This window comes from Acinetobacter sp. TUM15064, assembly GCF_008980265.1.
GTDB lineage: Bacteria > Pseudomonadota > Gammaproteobacteria > Pseudomonadales > Moraxellaceae > Acinetobacter.
This window is the reverse complement of sequence record NZ_BKFU01000037.1, coordinates 1-15264: the sequence shown is the minus strand read 5'-3', so window position 1 is coordinate 15264 and position 15264 is coordinate 1. Positions and strand designations below refer to the sequence as shown.

At 41.4% G+C, this 15264-nt stretch carries 15 protein-coding genes; 7 read left to right on the top strand and 8 right to left on the bottom strand.

The window, feature by feature from the left end; genetic code table 11:
* Positions 1-8: 8 nt before the first annotated feature.
* From GBI16_RS11625 to GBI16_RS11615, 3 genes are all read right to left on the bottom strand, one after another.
* Positions 9-482 (bottom strand): hypothetical protein, encoded by a 474-nt coding sequence (locus tag GBI16_RS11625; protein WP_086210227.1) that lies wholly within the window; start codon positions 480-482, stop codon positions 9-11.
* Positions 483-572: 90 nt separating this feature from the next.
* Positions 573-1493, bottom strand: coding sequence for an ornithine carbamoyltransferase (gene argF, locus GBI16_RS11620; RefSeq protein ID WP_119063370.1), 921 nt, complete (start codon positions 1491-1493; stop codon positions 573-575).
* Between the two features lie 120 nt (positions 1494-1613).
* Positions 1614-2264, bottom strand: a complete 651-nt coding sequence (locus GBI16_RS11615) for a TetR/AcrR family transcriptional regulator (protein WP_086210225.1) — start codon at positions 2262-2264, stop codon at positions 1614-1616.
* Positions 2265-2512: 248 nt separating this feature from the next.
* On the opposite strand from GBI16_RS11615, the gene prpB reads away from it, so the two are divergent.
* The 4 genes from prpB (at position 2513) to GBI16_RS11595 (ending at position 6373) form a co-directional block, all read left to right on the top strand.
* Positions 2513-3397 carry a methylisocitrate lyase gene (prpB, locus tag GBI16_RS11610; RefSeq protein ID WP_086210224.1) on the top strand — a complete coding sequence of 295 codons (885 nt, stop codon included), beginning with the start codon at positions 2513-2515 and terminating at the stop codon, positions 3395-3397.
* Positions 3398-3399: 2 nt separating this feature from the next.
* Positions 3400-4536 (top strand): 2-methylcitrate synthase, encoded by a 1137-nt coding sequence (gene prpC / locus GBI16_RS11605; protein ID WP_086210223.1) that lies wholly within the window; start codon positions 3400-3402, stop codon positions 4534-4536.
* A gap of 204 nt (positions 4537-4740) precedes the next feature.
* Positions 4741-5202 carry a DUF2147 domain-containing protein gene (locus tag GBI16_RS11600; RefSeq protein WP_086210222.1) on the top strand — a complete coding sequence of 154 codons (462 nt, stop codon included), beginning with the start codon at positions 4741-4743 and terminating at the stop codon, positions 5200-5202.
* A 256-nt stretch (positions 5203-5458) separates the two neighbouring features.
* Positions 5459-6373 carry an alpha/beta hydrolase gene (locus GBI16_RS11595; RefSeq protein WP_086210221.1) on the top strand — a complete coding sequence of 305 codons (915 nt, stop codon included), beginning with the start codon at positions 5459-5461 and terminating at the stop codon, positions 6371-6373.
* 69 nt (positions 6374-6442) lie between these two features.
* Here GBI16_RS11595 and GBI16_RS11590 read toward each other — a convergent pair whose 3' ends face one another.
* A complete protein-coding gene (locus GBI16_RS11590; RefSeq protein ID WP_086210220.1) occupies positions 6443-8080 on the bottom strand; it encodes a long-chain-fatty-acid--CoA ligase in 1638 nt (545 codons plus the stop codon).
* 599 nt (positions 8081-8679) lie between these two features.
* On the opposite strand from GBI16_RS11590, the gene GBI16_RS11585 reads away from it, so the two are divergent.
* Positions 8680-8916: a hypothetical protein gene (locus GBI16_RS11585; RefSeq protein WP_086210247.1), complete on the top strand. Its 237-nt coding sequence runs from the start codon at positions 8680-8682 to the stop codon at positions 8914-8916.
* Positions 8917-8984: 68 nt separating this feature from the next.
* On the opposite strand, the gene bioB is transcribed toward GBI16_RS11585, so the two are convergent.
* Complete coding sequence (gene bioB, locus GBI16_RS11580; protein ID WP_086210219.1) at positions 8985-9974, bottom strand: biotin synthase BioB; 990 nt, start codon at positions 9972-9974, stop codon at positions 8985-8987.
* Positions 9975-10275: 301 nt separating this feature from the next.
* Positions 10276-11370 (bottom strand): tRNA epoxyqueuosine(34) reductase QueG, encoded by a 1095-nt coding sequence (gene queG / locus GBI16_RS11575; RefSeq protein ID WP_086210246.1) that lies wholly within the window; start codon positions 11368-11370, stop codon positions 10276-10278.
* A 22-nt stretch (positions 11371-11392) separates the two neighbouring features.
* Between queG and GBI16_RS11570 the strand changes: the two genes are divergently transcribed.
* Complete coding sequence (locus tag GBI16_RS11570) at positions 11393-12862, top strand: NAD(P)H-hydrate dehydratase (protein WP_086210218.1); 1470 nt, start codon at positions 11393-11395, stop codon at positions 12860-12862.
* A complete protein-coding gene (locus tag GBI16_RS11565; RefSeq protein WP_151707129.1) occupies positions 12859-13137 on the top strand; it encodes an acylphosphatase in 279 nt (92 codons plus the stop codon). The genes GBI16_RS11570 and GBI16_RS11565 overlap by 4 nt, the downstream gene beginning before the upstream one ends.
* A 64-nt stretch (positions 13138-13201) precedes the next feature.
* On the opposite strand, the gene GBI16_RS11560 is transcribed toward GBI16_RS11565, so the two are convergent.
* Both GBI16_RS11560 and GBI16_RS11555 read right to left on the bottom strand, forming a co-directional pair.
* Positions 13202-13684, bottom strand: coding sequence for a peptidylprolyl isomerase (locus GBI16_RS11560; protein WP_058951812.1), 483 nt, complete (start codon positions 13682-13684; stop codon positions 13202-13204).
* A 138-nt stretch (positions 13685-13822) separates the two neighbouring features.
* Positions 13823-15124 carry an NAD(P)/FAD-dependent oxidoreductase gene (locus GBI16_RS11555; RefSeq protein ID WP_086210216.1) on the bottom strand — a complete coding sequence of 434 codons (1302 nt, stop codon included), beginning with the start codon at positions 15122-15124 and terminating at the stop codon, positions 13823-13825.
* Positions 15125-15264: the final 140 nt, after the last annotated feature.

The window sequence follows — 15264 nt, the reverse complement described above, 5'->3', positions numbered from 1 at the left end:
AGGCATTATTATTTGATACCACAGTCTTTCTGTTTTAGCTCTAAATCGTAGCTGTTTTTTTCGGAGTTAAGCTGTAGTTTTACAATGTAGGGATTATGGCGCTGATATTGATGCTCGAAGAAAATATTGCAGTTTTGCAGGACATTCTTTTTAATCACTTTTTGAACTTCTTTTTCACCTAAATCTTGTTCAAACTGGGCGAAATCTGGGGTAATGATCATCCCTTTAAGTTCGGTACGGTCTGCATATAGATTAAATTGTTCAATGATGGTGTTATTATCAATTTCAATGGGAAGTGTTCTGGAGTCTTCTGCGGTTAATACCGTTAATATTTCATTCAACGTTTCAGGTTGTTGAATTTTAAAATTTGCATCAATAATTTGTTTGGATTGTAGGTAGTCATCGAATTCAGAAGCGTGAACCTGACAAAATGTAGTACTTAGGAGTGTAGCAAGGCACAGGCCAGTCTTTTTGAAATGCATGGAAAGTGTCGCTTATAAAAATTATGTTCCAATTATAGCTTTGCACGTATAAAAAAAGCACCCTTAGGTGCTTTTCTTTGGAAAAATAAATCAGTCTTTTTTTGCATTTTCATTGATTAAAAATTCAACCAATGCTTTTTGTGCATGTAAACGGTTTTCGGCTTCATCCCAAACCACAGCATTTTTATGGTCGAGCATTTTTTCAGAAATTTCTTCGCCGCGATGTGCAGGTAAACAGTGCATAAATAAACAATCAGGATGAGCAAGATCCATCAGGCGTTCATTCACTTGATAGTCAGCAAAAGCTGCTTCACGAATTTTTTGCTCTTCTTCTTGGCCCATGCTTGCCCATACATCGGTCACGATCAGGTCTGCATTGACAGCAGCATCTTCAGCAGAGTTAACCAGTTCTACACAGTGTGCAAATTCACTTAAAAATTCTGCTTTGGGTTCATAACCTTTAGGTGCTGCAATTTTGAGCTTGAAGCCCCACATGTGCGCTGCTTCAATATATGAATTACACATATTGTTGCCATCACCAATCCACGCTACAGTTTTACCTGCGATAGGTCCACGGTGTTCAACAAAAGTTTGAACATCTGCAAGCAGTTGGCAAGGGTGGTGATCATCGGTCAAAGCATTAATCACAGGAACTTTTGAATAAGACGCAAAACGTTCAACAATGTCATGTCCGAAAGTACGGATCATCACAATATCCAACATGCTTGAGATCACACGTGCTGAATCTTCAATCGGTTCACCACGACCCAGTTGCGTATCTCGTGGAGAAAGAAAAATTGCGCTACCACCGAACTGGCTCATGCCTGCTTCAAACGATACACGGGTACGAGTACTCGATTTTTCAAAAATCATACCCATAACTTTACCAACAAAAGGTTGGAAGACTTCGCTATTGTGCTGTTTACGTTTCAGTTCAATACCGCGTTGCACAACTTGGTTAAGTTCTAAAGTAGATAAATCGCGTAAGGTAAGAAAGTGACGTAGAGCCATTGTTACTCCACAATAATTGCTGAAAACTGAAATAAAAACAGAACAACAATTAGTTGTTGGTTGGTTAAAAGAAAACGAGAGTTGATTAATATACTATAAGCAAAGGAAATTGCAAAAAAACTAGAGTTTTTGATGACCTGCTAAAAAGCGGTCTACACAATATTCAATATGATTGTTGAGTTCTTCACGATCAAGAACAAGATCGACCCCCAAAATAATTCGCCACTCATAGTCGCGTAAAATACCGAAATACAGCATGGCTGAATTGTTGGGTTGGGGGCAATTGAGTTGTCCCTTTTCATGTGCTTGAGATAAGGCTTGAGCAATAGTTTTTTGAATCATTTGTGCACCATTTTCATGGATGTATTGTGCAAGCGCAGGATCTTTCTGTGTTTGATTGAGTATTAAACGAATAAAGGCAATGTTTTTAGGTTGAATGATGTGTTTGAGGAAGTTGGTTAAAATACGAATAAGATAAGTGCGTAATTCCTCAGTCTCACAGATACAAGTCAGGGTAATATCGCGATAAAATTGATCACGCCGATAATCACAAATTGCTTTAAACAAGCCTTTTTTGTTCCCAAAATATTTATAGATTGAGGCTTTTGATCCGCCTGCATGATTCACAATATCATCCAGTGATACAGCTTCATAACCGTGTTCTAGAAAAAGATTAGTCGCACTCTCTAAAAGCGCTAAGCAACGTTCATGACCACGTTTAGTTTGTGGTGTATCCCGCGTTAGTGGTTCAAGTTGAACAGAAGTGTGCATAATAACTAAAAACAGCCTAATAAAATGTGTATCTCTAGTTGCTATCATAGCAAAAATATGCACACATTGTCTTTTTGAGGTGTACCTGTTTAGCACTAAAGGTCTGCTTATGGAAGAAAATTACACAATAAAAACGTGAACCATGGGACTAAAGTTTTAGAGTGATCATTCTAAAATGTCATAGCCAATTGGAACATTATGGCTATACTCAAAACTCGAAAATTAAAGTAAATGCCGTGGAAAGGACTATGACAGAACAAACGTCTGCAGGCTTAAGATTTAGACAAGCACTGGAAGTGGAAAAACCATTACAAATTATCGGTACAGTCAATGCTTATGCAGCAATGATGGCGAAACAGGTGGGTTACAAGGCCATCTATCTTTCGGGTGCTGGTGTTGCGAACTACTCTTACGGTCTTCCTGATTTGGGAATGACCAGCTTAGACAATGTCTTGGAAGATGTACGTCGTATTACCGAACGTGTAGATACACCACTACTGGTTGATATTGACACAGGTTGGGGTGGGGCATTTAACATTGCACGTACCGTGAAACAAATGATTGCTGCTGGAGCTGCTGCTGTCCACATCGAAGACCAAGTGGCACAAAAACGCTGTGGTCATCGCCCAAATAAAGAGATCGTGACCCAACAAGAAATGGTCGATCGTGTCAAAGCTGCTGTTGATGCCAAAACGGATTCAAACTTTGTGGTGATGGCACGGACTGATGCCCTACAAAAGGAAGGCCTACAAGCAGTGATTGACCGTGCATGTGCTTGTGTGGAAGCAGGTGCTGATGCGATCTTTGCCGAAGCAATGACAGATATCACGATGTACAAGACCGTCTGTGATGCAGTCGGTGTCCCTGTACTGGCGAACATTACCGAATTTGGCGATACTCCATACTACACCAAAGAACAACTTGCAGAACAAGGCATCTCGATGGTGCTGTATCCGCTGTCACCGACCCGCGCTATGCAAAAGGCAGCACTGGAAGTGATGCATGCTATTCGCAATGACGGTACTCAGGTCAATGTACTGGATAAAATGCAACAACGAAAAGAACTCTATGAATTTCTCGATTATCACACCTTTGAAAACACATTAGATAAGCTGTTTAAACAGGAGAATTAAAAATGGCAGAAGGAAAAGTCCTTACAGGCGCAGGATTGCGTGGACAAGTTGCGGGAAAAACGGCACTTTCAACTGTAGGTAAAAGTGGCGCAGGCTTAACCTACCGTGGTTACGATGTGCAAGATTTGGCAGAAAATTGTCAATTTGAAGAAGTCGCTTATTTGATCTTCTTTGGTGAACTACCAACAGCAGAACAACTTATAGCCTACAAAGCGAAACTTAAATTACTACGCCAATTACCGCAAGCGTTGAAAGAAGTGCTTGAGCGTATTCCTGCAGACTCACACCCAATGGATGTGATGCGCACAGGCGTGTCCATGCTGGGTAATCTAGAAACGGAACACTCTTTTGCCGAACAACAAGATGTTGCTGACCGTATTCTTGCAACACTGCCTGCGATTATTTGCTACTGGTATCGTTTTAGTCATGATGGCGTGCGTATTGAAGAAAATACTGATGATGATTCAATTGGCGCTCAATTCCTGCATTTACTGCATGGTGAAAAGCCAAACGAATTGCATGAGCAGGTAATGAATGTATCTTTGATCCTTTATGCAGAGCATGAGTTCAACGCCTCTACATTTACTGCACGTGTGTGTGCTTCAACTTTATCCGATATGCATTCATGCATTACGGGTGCAATTGGTTCACTACGTGGTCCATTACACGGTGGTGCCAATGAAGCTGCGATGGAAATGATTGAAAACTGGACATCAGCTGATGAAGCTGAGCGTGAAATGTTGGGTAAACTAGAGCGTAAAGAAAAGATCATGGGCTTTGGTCATGCAATCTACAAAGACAATGATCCGCGCAATGGCATCATTAAGATTTGGTCAGAGCGCTTAGCCAAAGACGTAGGCGATACAGTGCTTTATCCAGTATCGGTACGCTGTGAAGAGGTGATGTGGCGTGAGAAAAAATTGTTCTGTAATGCAGACTTTTTCCATGCATCGGCATATCACTTTATGGGTATTGCAACCAAATTATTTACCCCAATCTTCGTGATGAGTCGTGTAACAGGCTGGGCAGCACATGTGATGGAACAACGTGCGGATAACCGTATTATTCGTCCGAGTGCAGACTATACTGGGCCTGAGCTACGTAAAGTTGTGCCAATTGAAGAGCGTACAGCTGCATAAGTGTGTCAACAAAAAAGCCTCTTCGGAGGCTTTTTTTATATCAATATCTGTTTCAAAAAAGTGCTTAGATGTCTGGACTGCTGTGATTATTTTTTAATTTCATATAAATGTTTAATTTTCATGAAATATTTTATAAATAGAAAAATATAGTTGCTATAATTTCGACCATTTTCATTCTTATTTTTCTCAATTGTAATTGATTTTATGAAGCTTAAATTTTTGTGTGCATCTGCACTATGTTTTGGGTTGTCTAACTCTGTCTTTGCTATGCCTTTTGACCCACTGATTGGGACGTGGAAGGTTATTGATGACCGAACAGGTTCTTATATTTCAGATATTGTGATTCGTAAGAACTCAAAAACAGCACAATATAGCGCAGTAGTGACGAAATATTATCCTTTGGCTGGCGCACCGATCAGTGATGTTTGTACAAAATGTCAGGGTGGGCTCAAGGATAAACCAATCTTTGGTATGCAAATTTTAAGCGGTTTAGTAGCTGATAAAACAGGCCAGACGTTTGCAAAAGGCGTATGGATAAATCCTCAAGATGGTCGTACATATAATATCAATACGGCACAAATCAACGCAGGTAAAGACCAACTGAAAGTACAAGCTTCAGCAAAAGATGCGAAGGGTGTGAGCAACATGACTTGGAAAAAGTTGTAAAAATCTCAAGATAAGGTAAAGATCGCCATCACACTTGAATGTGGTGGCTTTTTTGTAGGAAATCGCTCGACGTATGTGCTTTATAGGAAAGCTGACTACGCGTATTTGGAAGGGTGACCTTGAAAGTATATTTTTAAGAAGTCGAACTGACCACAATATTGTTTAAGTGAATATTTATTAAAATGAATTACTCATTGAAAATGATAACCATTATTATATGTTAATATTCGTTATCACATGATTTTGTACATGAAAAATGACTCATTTTTATAGAAAGACTTTAAATATTGTATTGGCTTCGTTATCCCTGTTGGGGTTTAGTTCAGGTTTATATGCAAAGCCAGAAATGAAACCTCTAGCTGCGAATATCGCAGAAGTGGGCTCTGAGTATTATAATTTTAAAATTAAAGAGTTTGCATCTAAAGACCCACAAAAAACATATAGAGTGTGGTTAGGTATTCCTAAAACAGCACAAAATGAACAAAAAGCTTATCCATCTGTTTTTATGTTGGATGGGAATTCTGCGATGTCTCATTTGAATGAGGATGTGCTGAAATCTTTACTGGAAAATGATGCGCCTATATTGGTTGCTATAGGTTATAAAACCAATTTGCCATTTGCCACAGCATTTCGCTCGCTGGACTATACGCCAGCGGATTTAGTGACTGGAAAACCTGCGCATGATCCTAGGAATCCAGAGCGGATGAGCGGGGGAAGTGCTGATTTTAGAAATGTGGTTTTGAAGGATATCGCCCCTTGGGTTGAGCAGAATGTAAAGTTGGATGCGCAAAAAAGAGCGTTATGGGGGCATTCATATGGAGGGCTTTTTGTGCTTGATAGTTTGCTTGATGGGCGCTATTTCAGCCATTTCTTTGCTGCAAGTCCATCTCTTTCTTGGGCTGATCAGCGTATAATGAAAAAAACTAAGAACGCAAAAATAGCCCAAGATTCGAAAAAGCATCTATTACTGATGGAAGGCGATCTTTTAGCAAATGTAGGCAGCCAGCAGAGTCCTAATTTTGATGCAAGTGGTATCAACAACAATAGAGAGGTGCTTGCTATAACTAAGCAACATGGAGTGGATGCTAAATTTTTAATCTATCCAAATTTAAAGCATGGTGAGGTGTTTAAAGCGTCTTTATTAGACGTGCTTTCAAATCAATGGTATTGATGGTATTTAAATTATCCGAACATAAAGAAAAGCCTGACCATATGATCAGGCTTTTTATTTTAAACAACGTTAAACAGGATTTTGTTCCAGTAGTACTTGGCCATATTGGGCGCGGAGTTCACGTTTTAGCATTTTACCCGTACCGCTCAGTGGAATATTGTCGACAAAAATCACACGGTCGGGAATCTGCCATTTCGCAATTTTGTCGGTATAGTAGTCTAAGACACCTTGTTCAGTGACCGTGCTATCGGGTTTCTTCACAGCGATGACAATAGGACGTTCATCCCATTTTGGATGTTCGGCTGCAATAACCGCTGCCATAAGAATATCTGAATGTCCCATTGCAAGGTTTTCAAGTTCAACCGATGAAATCCATTCGCCGCCAGACTTGATTAAATCTTTAGAGCGGTCACTGATGCATAAGAAGCCATCTTCATCTAGGGTTGCAATATCACCTGTGTCAAACCAGCCATCGGTCGTGAGTGCGGATTCATCTTTACCAAAGTAACTGTCAATAATCCAGTGACCCTTAATTTGTAGATTGCCAATCTGCTCACCATCGCGTGCAATTTCGTTGTTGCCTTTTTCTTCATCGGTCAGGCGTAAATCCACGCCAAAAGGCGGACGGCCTTGAGATAGACGCAGTTGGAAACGCTCTTGTTCAGAGAGCTGTTGATGTTTGGCTTTAAGTTGGTTGGCAGAGCCTAGAGGACTGGTTTCGGTCATGCCCCATGCATGGATGGTTTCACAGTTATATTCGGTTTTAAACGCCGCTAACATGGAGGGTGGGCAGGCTGAACCACCCACAACGTTGCGGTTCATACTTGTCAATTGACTACCTAATTGTTTTGCTGCTGCCAGTAAACCTTGCCAAATGGTTGGAACACCCAAAGCCACAGTAACTTTATACGAGTCAATCATATTCACTAGACTCGGCCCATCTAAACCAGGTCCAGGCAATACAACTGTACAACCTACCATAGCAGCGGCATAAGGTGTACCCCAAGCATTGACATGGAACATTGGCACTACAGGCAACATGATGTCATTTGCAGACAGATTAAGTGAGTCGGGTAGGCTGATGGCAAAACTATGCAAAATGGTGGAGCGGTGGCTATATAGCACACCTTTTGGATTTCCTGTTGTACCTGATGTATAGCACAAAGAGCTTGCGGTTTGCTCATCAAAGCTTGGCCATGTGAACTGTTCAGACTCTTTGCTGACCAAGTCATCATAAAATTTCACATCGGCGATTTTTTCTGTAATAGCCTCATCTGAGGCATCTAGGCAAATAAAGTGTTCAACATGTGGTAAATGTGCTTTTACCGCTGCAATGAGTGGCGCAAAGGTTTTATCAAATAACACCACACGATCTTGCGCATCATTGATAATAAAAATCAGTTGTTCTGGAAACAAGCGTGGGTTGATGGTATGGCAAATGTAACCACTACCAGAGATGGCATACCAAGATTCTAGGTGACGATGATTGTTCCATGCGATGGTCGCCACACGGTCGCTTTGCGAAAGCCCTAAACCTTTAAGCACATTGGCAAATCGTTTAGAGTTGGCTGCGACTTTGGCCCAGTTGGTTTCAGTAATACTGCCGTCTGTATTTTTAGAAATAATGGCTGTGTCGGCATGATAGCGTTCTGCGTGATCAATCAGATTGCTAATCAATAGCGGTTGAAACATCATACGTCCAAGCATGTATAAATATCCTTATCGTTGCTTTTTTATGAAATTATTTATTGGTTTCTCAAAACATCTGCTTTGAGCATTCATTGTATTTTTATCCTAGCTTGATCCAAATTTAAATCAAGTTTTGTTTCATCTTCTGCCGCATTTTTAAAAGTGATGTGAAGCAGAACTACAAGTAAATGAAACGCATCATTTAAAAAAGTAAATGACCATTGATCACTTTATGCTGTTATTCGACAAAAGGCACTTGAAATTTATAAAAAGTATGTTTAAAAATGTGTATAGCTCATGAAACATGAGTTGTGGGTATTTCAGGACGATATACTCGTTTTAAGAAGCTAATTTTTAAAAAATCACTTACAGGAGTTAAAAATGCTTCAGTTGTTTAAAAAATTATTTTGCATCCACGTTTATGAATATGAACAAATGACTGAAATCGGGGAGCATATGGAATGCCGGAAGTGTGGGGATTCTAAAACCGACTAAATTAAGTAAAAAAGTGAGCGCAGGCTCACTTTTTTAATGTCTATATTTTATGGCTTAGTTTGACTGAATGCAGTCAAAATTGCTTACAATAGCCTGATCACAGTGTTTAGCGTACCTAGATGATGACTAAAAATTTTCAAGCACAGACTTATATTGTTGATGATAATTTGAGTGATACCTTAAGCTGGCTGTGTCAGCATCAAGAGTGTTTTGATTCTTTTCACTATGATGCGATTCGCCAAACATTAATTGTACGCCATGCCAATGGTGAAGATGAGATCTTCCAAGGCGATTATCTGAATGCCAGTTATGGTATTTTAATTACTGCACATAATTTTGCTCAGTCATCTGAACGTTAAACAGATAGAGATTAAAAAAGCCCCTTATTGAAATAAGGGGCTTTTTTGTGCTTAGCAAATCTTGGGAATTAGCTTGCCATGGCATCTAGGCTCAGGTCCGCCACTGTCGGTTTTGGCTTTTCAGCCACTAAACCTAGTTTGCTGAACAGTTGACGGTCTTTACCTTCGCCTGCATTTGGTGTTGTTAGTAGTTTCTCACCCGAGAACAATGAGTTTGCACCCGCCATAAACGCAAGCGCTTGGTCTGAGTCAGAAAGTGCTTCACGACCTGCAGACAAGCGGATATAGCTGTGCGGCATGATAATACGTGCAACAGCAATAGTACGAATCCATTCTGTCACATCGAGTTTTTCGACATCTGCCAATGGCGTGCCTTCAATTGGAACCAACATGTTGATAGGTACAGATTCTGGGTGAATTGGCATTGTTGCAAGTTCTTGCAATAAACCAATACGGTCTTCTTTCTTTTCACCTAGACCAACAATACCACCGCTACACACCTTCATGCCTGCTTGGCGGACATATTCTAAGGTATTTAAACGGTCGTCAAAGGTACGTGTACTAATAATATGTGAATAATACTCGCGTGAAGTGTCGAGGTTATGGTTGTAATAATCTAAACCTGCATCTTTTAAACGTCCAGCTTGAGACTCATTCAGCATCCCTAAAGTCATACAAGTCTCTAAACCGAGTGCTTTTACTTCTTTAACCATTTCTAGTACATAAGGCATGTCGCGCTCATGTGGATTACGCCAAGCTGCGCCCATACAAAAACGAGATGAGCCTGATGCTAACGCTTCTTTTGCCTCAGAGATGACTTTGTCTACAGCAATGCGTTTTTCTGCTTCAAGTTTTGAGTCATAACGTGCTGACTGAGAGCAGTATTTACAATCTTCAGGGCATTTGCCTGTTTTAATCGACAATAAAGTACTTACTTGAATGGTATTGGCTTGGAAATGTTGGCGATGTACGGTCTGCGCTTGAAAGACGAGATCAAGAAAAGGCTGATCATACAAAGCTTCGATTTCTTCACGCGTCCAATCATTGCGTAGGTTCATAATGGCGATCCATTTTTAATTCTAACTTGTATACATCATACATTTAACGTGCCAACTTAAAAGGCATTATTGCTCAGTTTTAATAGTATCTCCCGATTATGTTTCTAATTTTATCTTTTTATGAGATTATGGAAATAGTTGCAAAGTTGAGCACTTTTCTCGAAATTTGGCTGCAAAATTCTATTTCTATGAATCTGTGGATGTGTTGAAAATGCGGCTAAATAGATAAAATAGATAAAATTATGCAAGCAACTGGCTGTTTGATTAAACCCTTTTGGATGGAGGGTGTTCGAAGCAAGTTTTACGACTTTTTCATCAGTTGCTCTTGGATGGCCCAGTCAATATGGACTTGCACAATATCGTTAAGCTCTGAGCGAGAAGTGTGTAATTGTTGCAAAATTTCATCCGAAAATGGTGCGTTGCCCAAACCAATCGCAACATTACGCATAAAGCTTTGATAGCCTGTTCGCCGCAGAGGACTCCCTTCAGTATTTGCCATAAAGGTACTTTCATCCCATTGCCAAAGGTCAAGCAGTTGGATGTCATCCAAGCCATGACGCGGGTTAAAATCATCAATCGGCGTGGTTTTGGCAAAGCTATTCCACGGGCAAATGAGCTGGCAGTCATCGCAACCAAACACACGGTTGCCGATACCACGGCGTAGTTCTACAGGGATAATGCCTTGGAACTCAATGGTTAAATAGGCAATGCATTTACGTGCATCTAGCAAATAAGGTTCAACAATCGCTTGAGTCGGGCAAATATCAATACATGCGCTACATGAGCCACAGTGTTTGGTCGTTGCTTGGTCAAAAGGTAACTCTAAAGAGGTAAAGAGTTCGCCTAAGACAAAAAATGAGCCTGATGTTTTATGGATGAGTAAGGTGTGTTTACCCACCCAGCCCATACCTGCATTTTCAGCCAATGATTTTTCAAAAATGGGTGCCGAGTCTGCGAAGGGGCGAGATTCAAAATCACCCACTTTGGCTTTGATTTTCTGCGAAAGGGTCTTTAAACGTCCACGCATGACTTTGTGATAGTCACGTCCACGTGCATAGCGCGCAATAATGGCACTATTTGGTGCAAAAGGCACAAGACGGGGTTCAGGCACGGCAACTAAATAATCCATACGCACACAAATAATACTTTTGGTGCCTGGAACAAGCAGGGTTGGATCTGCACGTTTTTCTAAGTTTTCAGCAAGAAAATGCATGTCACCATGATAACCAAGCTCTAAATATTTTTTAAAACGTGGCAATTCAACTTGAGCATCTGGTTTGGCGATGACACAATCAGAAAACCCCAAAGCCAGCGCTTCAGCTTTAATCCAAGCCTTAATTTGCTCTGGATTATATTGATCTACAGGGATTTTTGAGGAAGATATGAGTGTTGTCATAACCAAGAACAAAGGAAAAATCATGCATCAGCAAGTGTACCACAGCAGTGAGATTCAAGCATGGGAAGGGCGTTGGTTTGCGCAACAAAATAGTGCTTATGGGTTGATGCAACAAGTCGCATGGTCAACAACTGAGCAGGTGCTGCCTAGGCTTAAACAGCAGCAAGTCAAAAGTGTTGCGGTGTGTTGTGGTCAAGGCAACAATGCAGGTGATGGTTACTTAATTGCATCGTATCTAGCCGCGCAAGGTTATGATGTTGAAATTTATGCAGCGGCTTTGGGTGCATCTACATCACTGAAACAAGCGCATGCAGCGGCTGTGCAACAGGGGATAGTGATTCATACAGGCTTTGCTTTTCAACGTGCTTATGATGCGTATATTGATGCTTTGTTTGGGATTGGTTTAAACCGTGAACTCAGTTCAGACTGGCAAGCAGTGATTCAGCAAATCAATAGACAAGCAGGTTTAAAAATTGCCATCGACCTTCCGAGTGGTTTACAAGCCAACACGGGGCAGGCTTTACCTTGTGCTATTGTCGCTGATTATACCTTTACGGCTCTAGGTTTAAAGGCAGGTTTATTTACTGGACAGGGGAAGGCTTTTGCGGGGGAAGTCACGCTTGTTTCACTGCTTCCAGTAGACAGCGAATTAAAGTCTTTAGCGTCACTTGCTCCACAGCATGTGCAGCTTGAACGGCGTCAAGCCTTTGGGCATAAAGGAAGTTATGGGCATGTACTGGTGATTGGAGGGCATGCACAGATGGGCGGTGCAGTGATGCTGGCTGCAGAAGCTGCCTTTCATGCGGGTGCAGGCAAGGTGACGGTGGTGTGTGATGCAAAATACCATACTGCAATTTTAGCCCGTGCACCGAATATTATGCTGCGCGATATTAACCAAATGTCGCTCCAAGAACGTGAAGCATTGCTAGCACATGTGGATGCAGTCAGTTTTGGTATGGGGTTGGGACGAGACTCGTGGGCTCAACAGCAGTTTGAGGCATGGTTTCCACTCATTCAGATCAGTGCTTTACAGGTGGTGCTAGATGCAGATGCCTTATGGTTTTTGGCCTCAAAGCCAGTAAAGCTTGGTAAACAGGTCTACGCAACACCGCATCCGGGAGAAGCAGCGACTTTACTGGGCATAACTACTTTGGCGGTAGAATCTGACCGCATTGCAGCTGTTTATGCTCTACAAGAAAAATATGCAGGGCAATGGGTGCTGAAAGGTTCAGGAAGCTTGATTTTAGATACGCAACTTTGGATTTGTACCGCAGGTAATCCGGGGATGGGGACAGGTGGAATGGGGGATGTATTGGCAGGCATGATTGCCAGTTTAAAAGCACAGTTGCAAGATGACATTGCGTTACATCAAATTGTGACTTTACATGCCCAAGCAGGCGACCTTTTGGCTCAGCAAGGTGAGCGTGGTTTACAAGCACAGCATATGAGTCAGGCTATTTATACGGTCGTGAACCGAGAGCATACGGTATGAAAGCAGTAAAACTGACTATATTGGGCAAAGTTCAGGGTGTCGGATATCGACGTTGGTTTGCACAACATGCTGTTGCTTTAGGTTTAAAGGGTTATGTACTGAATCTGGATTCAGTTGCAGTTGAAGGATTGCTTTTGGGTGATGATGGTACGGTTGCCGAACTGGTGAATTTTGCTAAAGTCGGGCCAACTCATGCGTTAGTCCAGGATGTAGTCATCGTAGAACTGGCTTTAGAGCAGCAATCATTTACCGCTTTTGAAATACGTCGCGAATGACTAAGTATTCAAAATAAAAAAGGCGGAAGTTAAACTTCCGCCTTTTTTCTAAGCGTGTTAAATCTTAGTGATGGTGACCACCAGCACCGTGCGCATGGCCGTGCTGTAATTCGTCTTCAGTTGCATCGCGGATTTCTACGATTTCAACTTCGAAAGTTAAGTCTTGACCAGCAAGTGGGAAGTTCGCATCAACAATTACGTTTTCGCCTTCAACTGCTTTTACAGTTACGATTTGAACGCCATCATCAGTTTGAGCTTGGAACTGCATACCCGCTTGGATGTTGTCAACGCCTTGGAACATTTGCGCTGGAACTTCTTGAACAAGTTCAGGGTTGTATTCGCCATAACCTTCAGCAGCAGGAACAGTAACAGTGAATTTTTCACCTACAGTTTTGCCTAGCAATGCATTTTCTAAACCTGGGATGATGTTACCTGCGCCGTGCAAATATGCAAGTGGTTCACCTTGTGATTGGTCTAGCGTTTCGCCTTCTGCGTTAGTCAATTTGTAGTTGAAAGAAACCACGTGATCATTTGCGATAGCAGTCATGTTTTTCGTCCATTCATTTAGAATTTAAGGGGTATATCATAAAGTGAAAAGCAGCTTTTGTAGACTAAATTTAGTAAAAAACTGCATTTTCCACGTTCTTATGGCGTTTTTTTATTAGTGGGGACACATTTTTAGATTTCAATGCAATTTTATTTTTGGACCGACTTTTTTATTCATCAGATCCTTTGCGGTCATTAATCCAGCTTGAGTATAACCATGTAGGGTCGCTTGATGGAGTCGATATAAAGAAACATACATGGATTTTGCCAGCACGCCTTGCACATTGACTTGTCCAAGGAGTTCGCCGACTGCTTTATATTGGCTGAGGGAAACCAAAGAACCTTTGTCAGAAAATTTAAACATCGGCAAAGACTGACCGTGAATGCGCGCTTTGAGCGCTCGAACCAAAAAGGCAGCTTGTTGACTAGCCACTTGAGCGCGTGGGCCAAGAACTGGTTCATCGGCAGCAGGTTGGCAGTGCGCACAGTCTCCAAAGGCAAAAATATTGGGATCAGTACGAGTTTGCAATGTCGCGTAGACGATTAAGCGACCAATCTTATCTTTTTGGAAACTTTCAAGGCTATTTAAAACTTGAGGTGCTTTAATACCTGCCGCCCAAACTTTTAAATCAGCATCAATTTGTTGACCATCGGCAAAATAAATATGGTCTTTGTCTAATTTTGCAACACGGTGATGAGTGAGGACTTCAACACCAAGCTTTTCCAATTGCGCATGAGTGTGATTTGCCATTTTGGTGGATAGGGCGGGAAGAAGACGATCCGCTGCCTCAATCAAGGTGACTTTCACTTTGTTTGGGTCAATTTTATTGAGACCGTATTTAAAAAAGGTGCTTTTCGCATGGACCAATTCGGCAGCAAGCTCAACTCCTGTGGCACCTGCACCAATAATAGCAATATTGAGTGCGCGTGTTTCGGGACGGTTTTGTGCATCTAAATACAAATGTAGAAGGTCTTGCTGGAAAATTTCAGCTTGTTGGCGACTGTCGAGGAAATGGCAGTAATGTTTAGCGCCTTCGGTCGCAAAGTCGTTAGAGGTCGAACCAACTGCAAGGACTAAGCTGTCGTAGTTGAGTTCAAACTGCGTGGTTTCACTGCTTTGTTTGGCATATTGGCGTGCTTCAAGTTTTACTTGTTTATGTTCTTGGTCTAAGCCGACAAAACGACCCAAAACAAACTCATAATGATGTTTAGAGGCATGGGCAAAGTAATTGATTTCTTCAACACTAGGGTTGAGTGTACCAGCCGCAATTTCGTGGAGTAAGGGTTTCCAGATATGCGTCAGGTTTTGATCGACAAGGGTGATTTTTGCTTGTTTGGATTTTCCTAAGCTGTCTCCGAGTTGTGTTGCTAACTCTAGACCACCTGCACCGCCACCAATAATGACAATATGGTGTGGCACTTGTTCTGTTTGTACAGCCATATGAAGCAACCTATTTTATTATTAAAAAAAAGAAGATGACATTGAATATGCCATCTTCTTGATTTAATGATAATTAGATTGTCTTACAAGTTACATAAAGTATAAAACTCAAGATATGTCTTAAACCTAGCCTAGAGTAT

Excerpts from the sequence above, each read along its gene's own strand:
- GBI16_RS11625 (WP_086210227.1), bottom strand. The coding sequence starts at position 482 with ATGCATTTCAAAAAGACTGGCCTGTGCCTTGCTACACTCCTAAGTACT.
- argF (WP_119063370.1), bottom strand. The coding sequence starts at position 1,493 with ATGGCTCTACGTCACTTTCTTACCTTACGCGATTTATCTACTTTAGAA.
- GBI16_RS11615 (WP_086210225.1), bottom strand. The coding sequence starts at position 2,264 with ATGCACACTTCTGTTCAACTTGAACCACTAACGCGGGATACACCACAA.
- prpB (WP_086210224.1), top strand. The coding sequence starts at position 2,513 with ATGACAGAACAAACGTCTGCAGGCTTAAGATTTAGACAAGCACTGGAA.
- prpC (WP_086210223.1), top strand. The coding sequence starts at position 3,400 with ATGGCAGAAGGAAAAGTCCTTACAGGCGCAGGATTGCGTGGACAAGTT.
- GBI16_RS11600 (WP_086210222.1), top strand. The coding sequence starts at position 4,741 with ATGAAGCTTAAATTTTTGTGTGCATCTGCACTATGTTTTGGGTTGTCT.
- GBI16_RS11595 (WP_086210221.1), top strand. The coding sequence starts at position 5,459 with ATGACTCATTTTTATAGAAAGACTTTAAATATTGTATTGGCTTCGTTA.
- GBI16_RS11590 (WP_086210220.1), bottom strand. The coding sequence starts at position 8,080 with ATGCTTGGACGTATGATGTTTCAACCGCTATTGATTAGCAATCTGATT.
- GBI16_RS11585 (WP_086210247.1), top strand. The coding sequence starts at position 8,680 with ATGACTAAAAATTTTCAAGCACAGACTTATATTGTTGATGATAATTTG.
- bioB (WP_086210219.1), bottom strand. The coding sequence starts at position 9,974 with ATGAACCTACGCAATGATTGGACGCGTGAAGAAATCGAAGCTTTGTAT.
- queG (WP_086210246.1), bottom strand. The coding sequence starts at position 11,370 with ATGACAACACTCATATCTTCCTCAAAAATCCCTGTAGATCAATATAAT.
- GBI16_RS11570 (WP_086210218.1), top strand. The coding sequence starts at position 11,393 with ATGCATCAGCAAGTGTACCACAGCAGTGAGATTCAAGCATGGGAAGGG.
- GBI16_RS11565 (WP_151707129.1), top strand. The coding sequence starts at position 12,859 with ATGAAAGCAGTAAAACTGACTATATTGGGCAAAGTTCAGGGTGTCGGA.
- GBI16_RS11560 (WP_058951812.1), bottom strand. The coding sequence starts at position 13,684 with ATGACTGCTATCGCAAATGATCACGTGGTTTCTTTCAACTACAAATTG.
- GBI16_RS11555 (WP_086210216.1), bottom strand. The coding sequence starts at position 15,124 with ATGGCTGTACAAACAGAACAAGTGCCACACCATATTGTCATTATTGGT.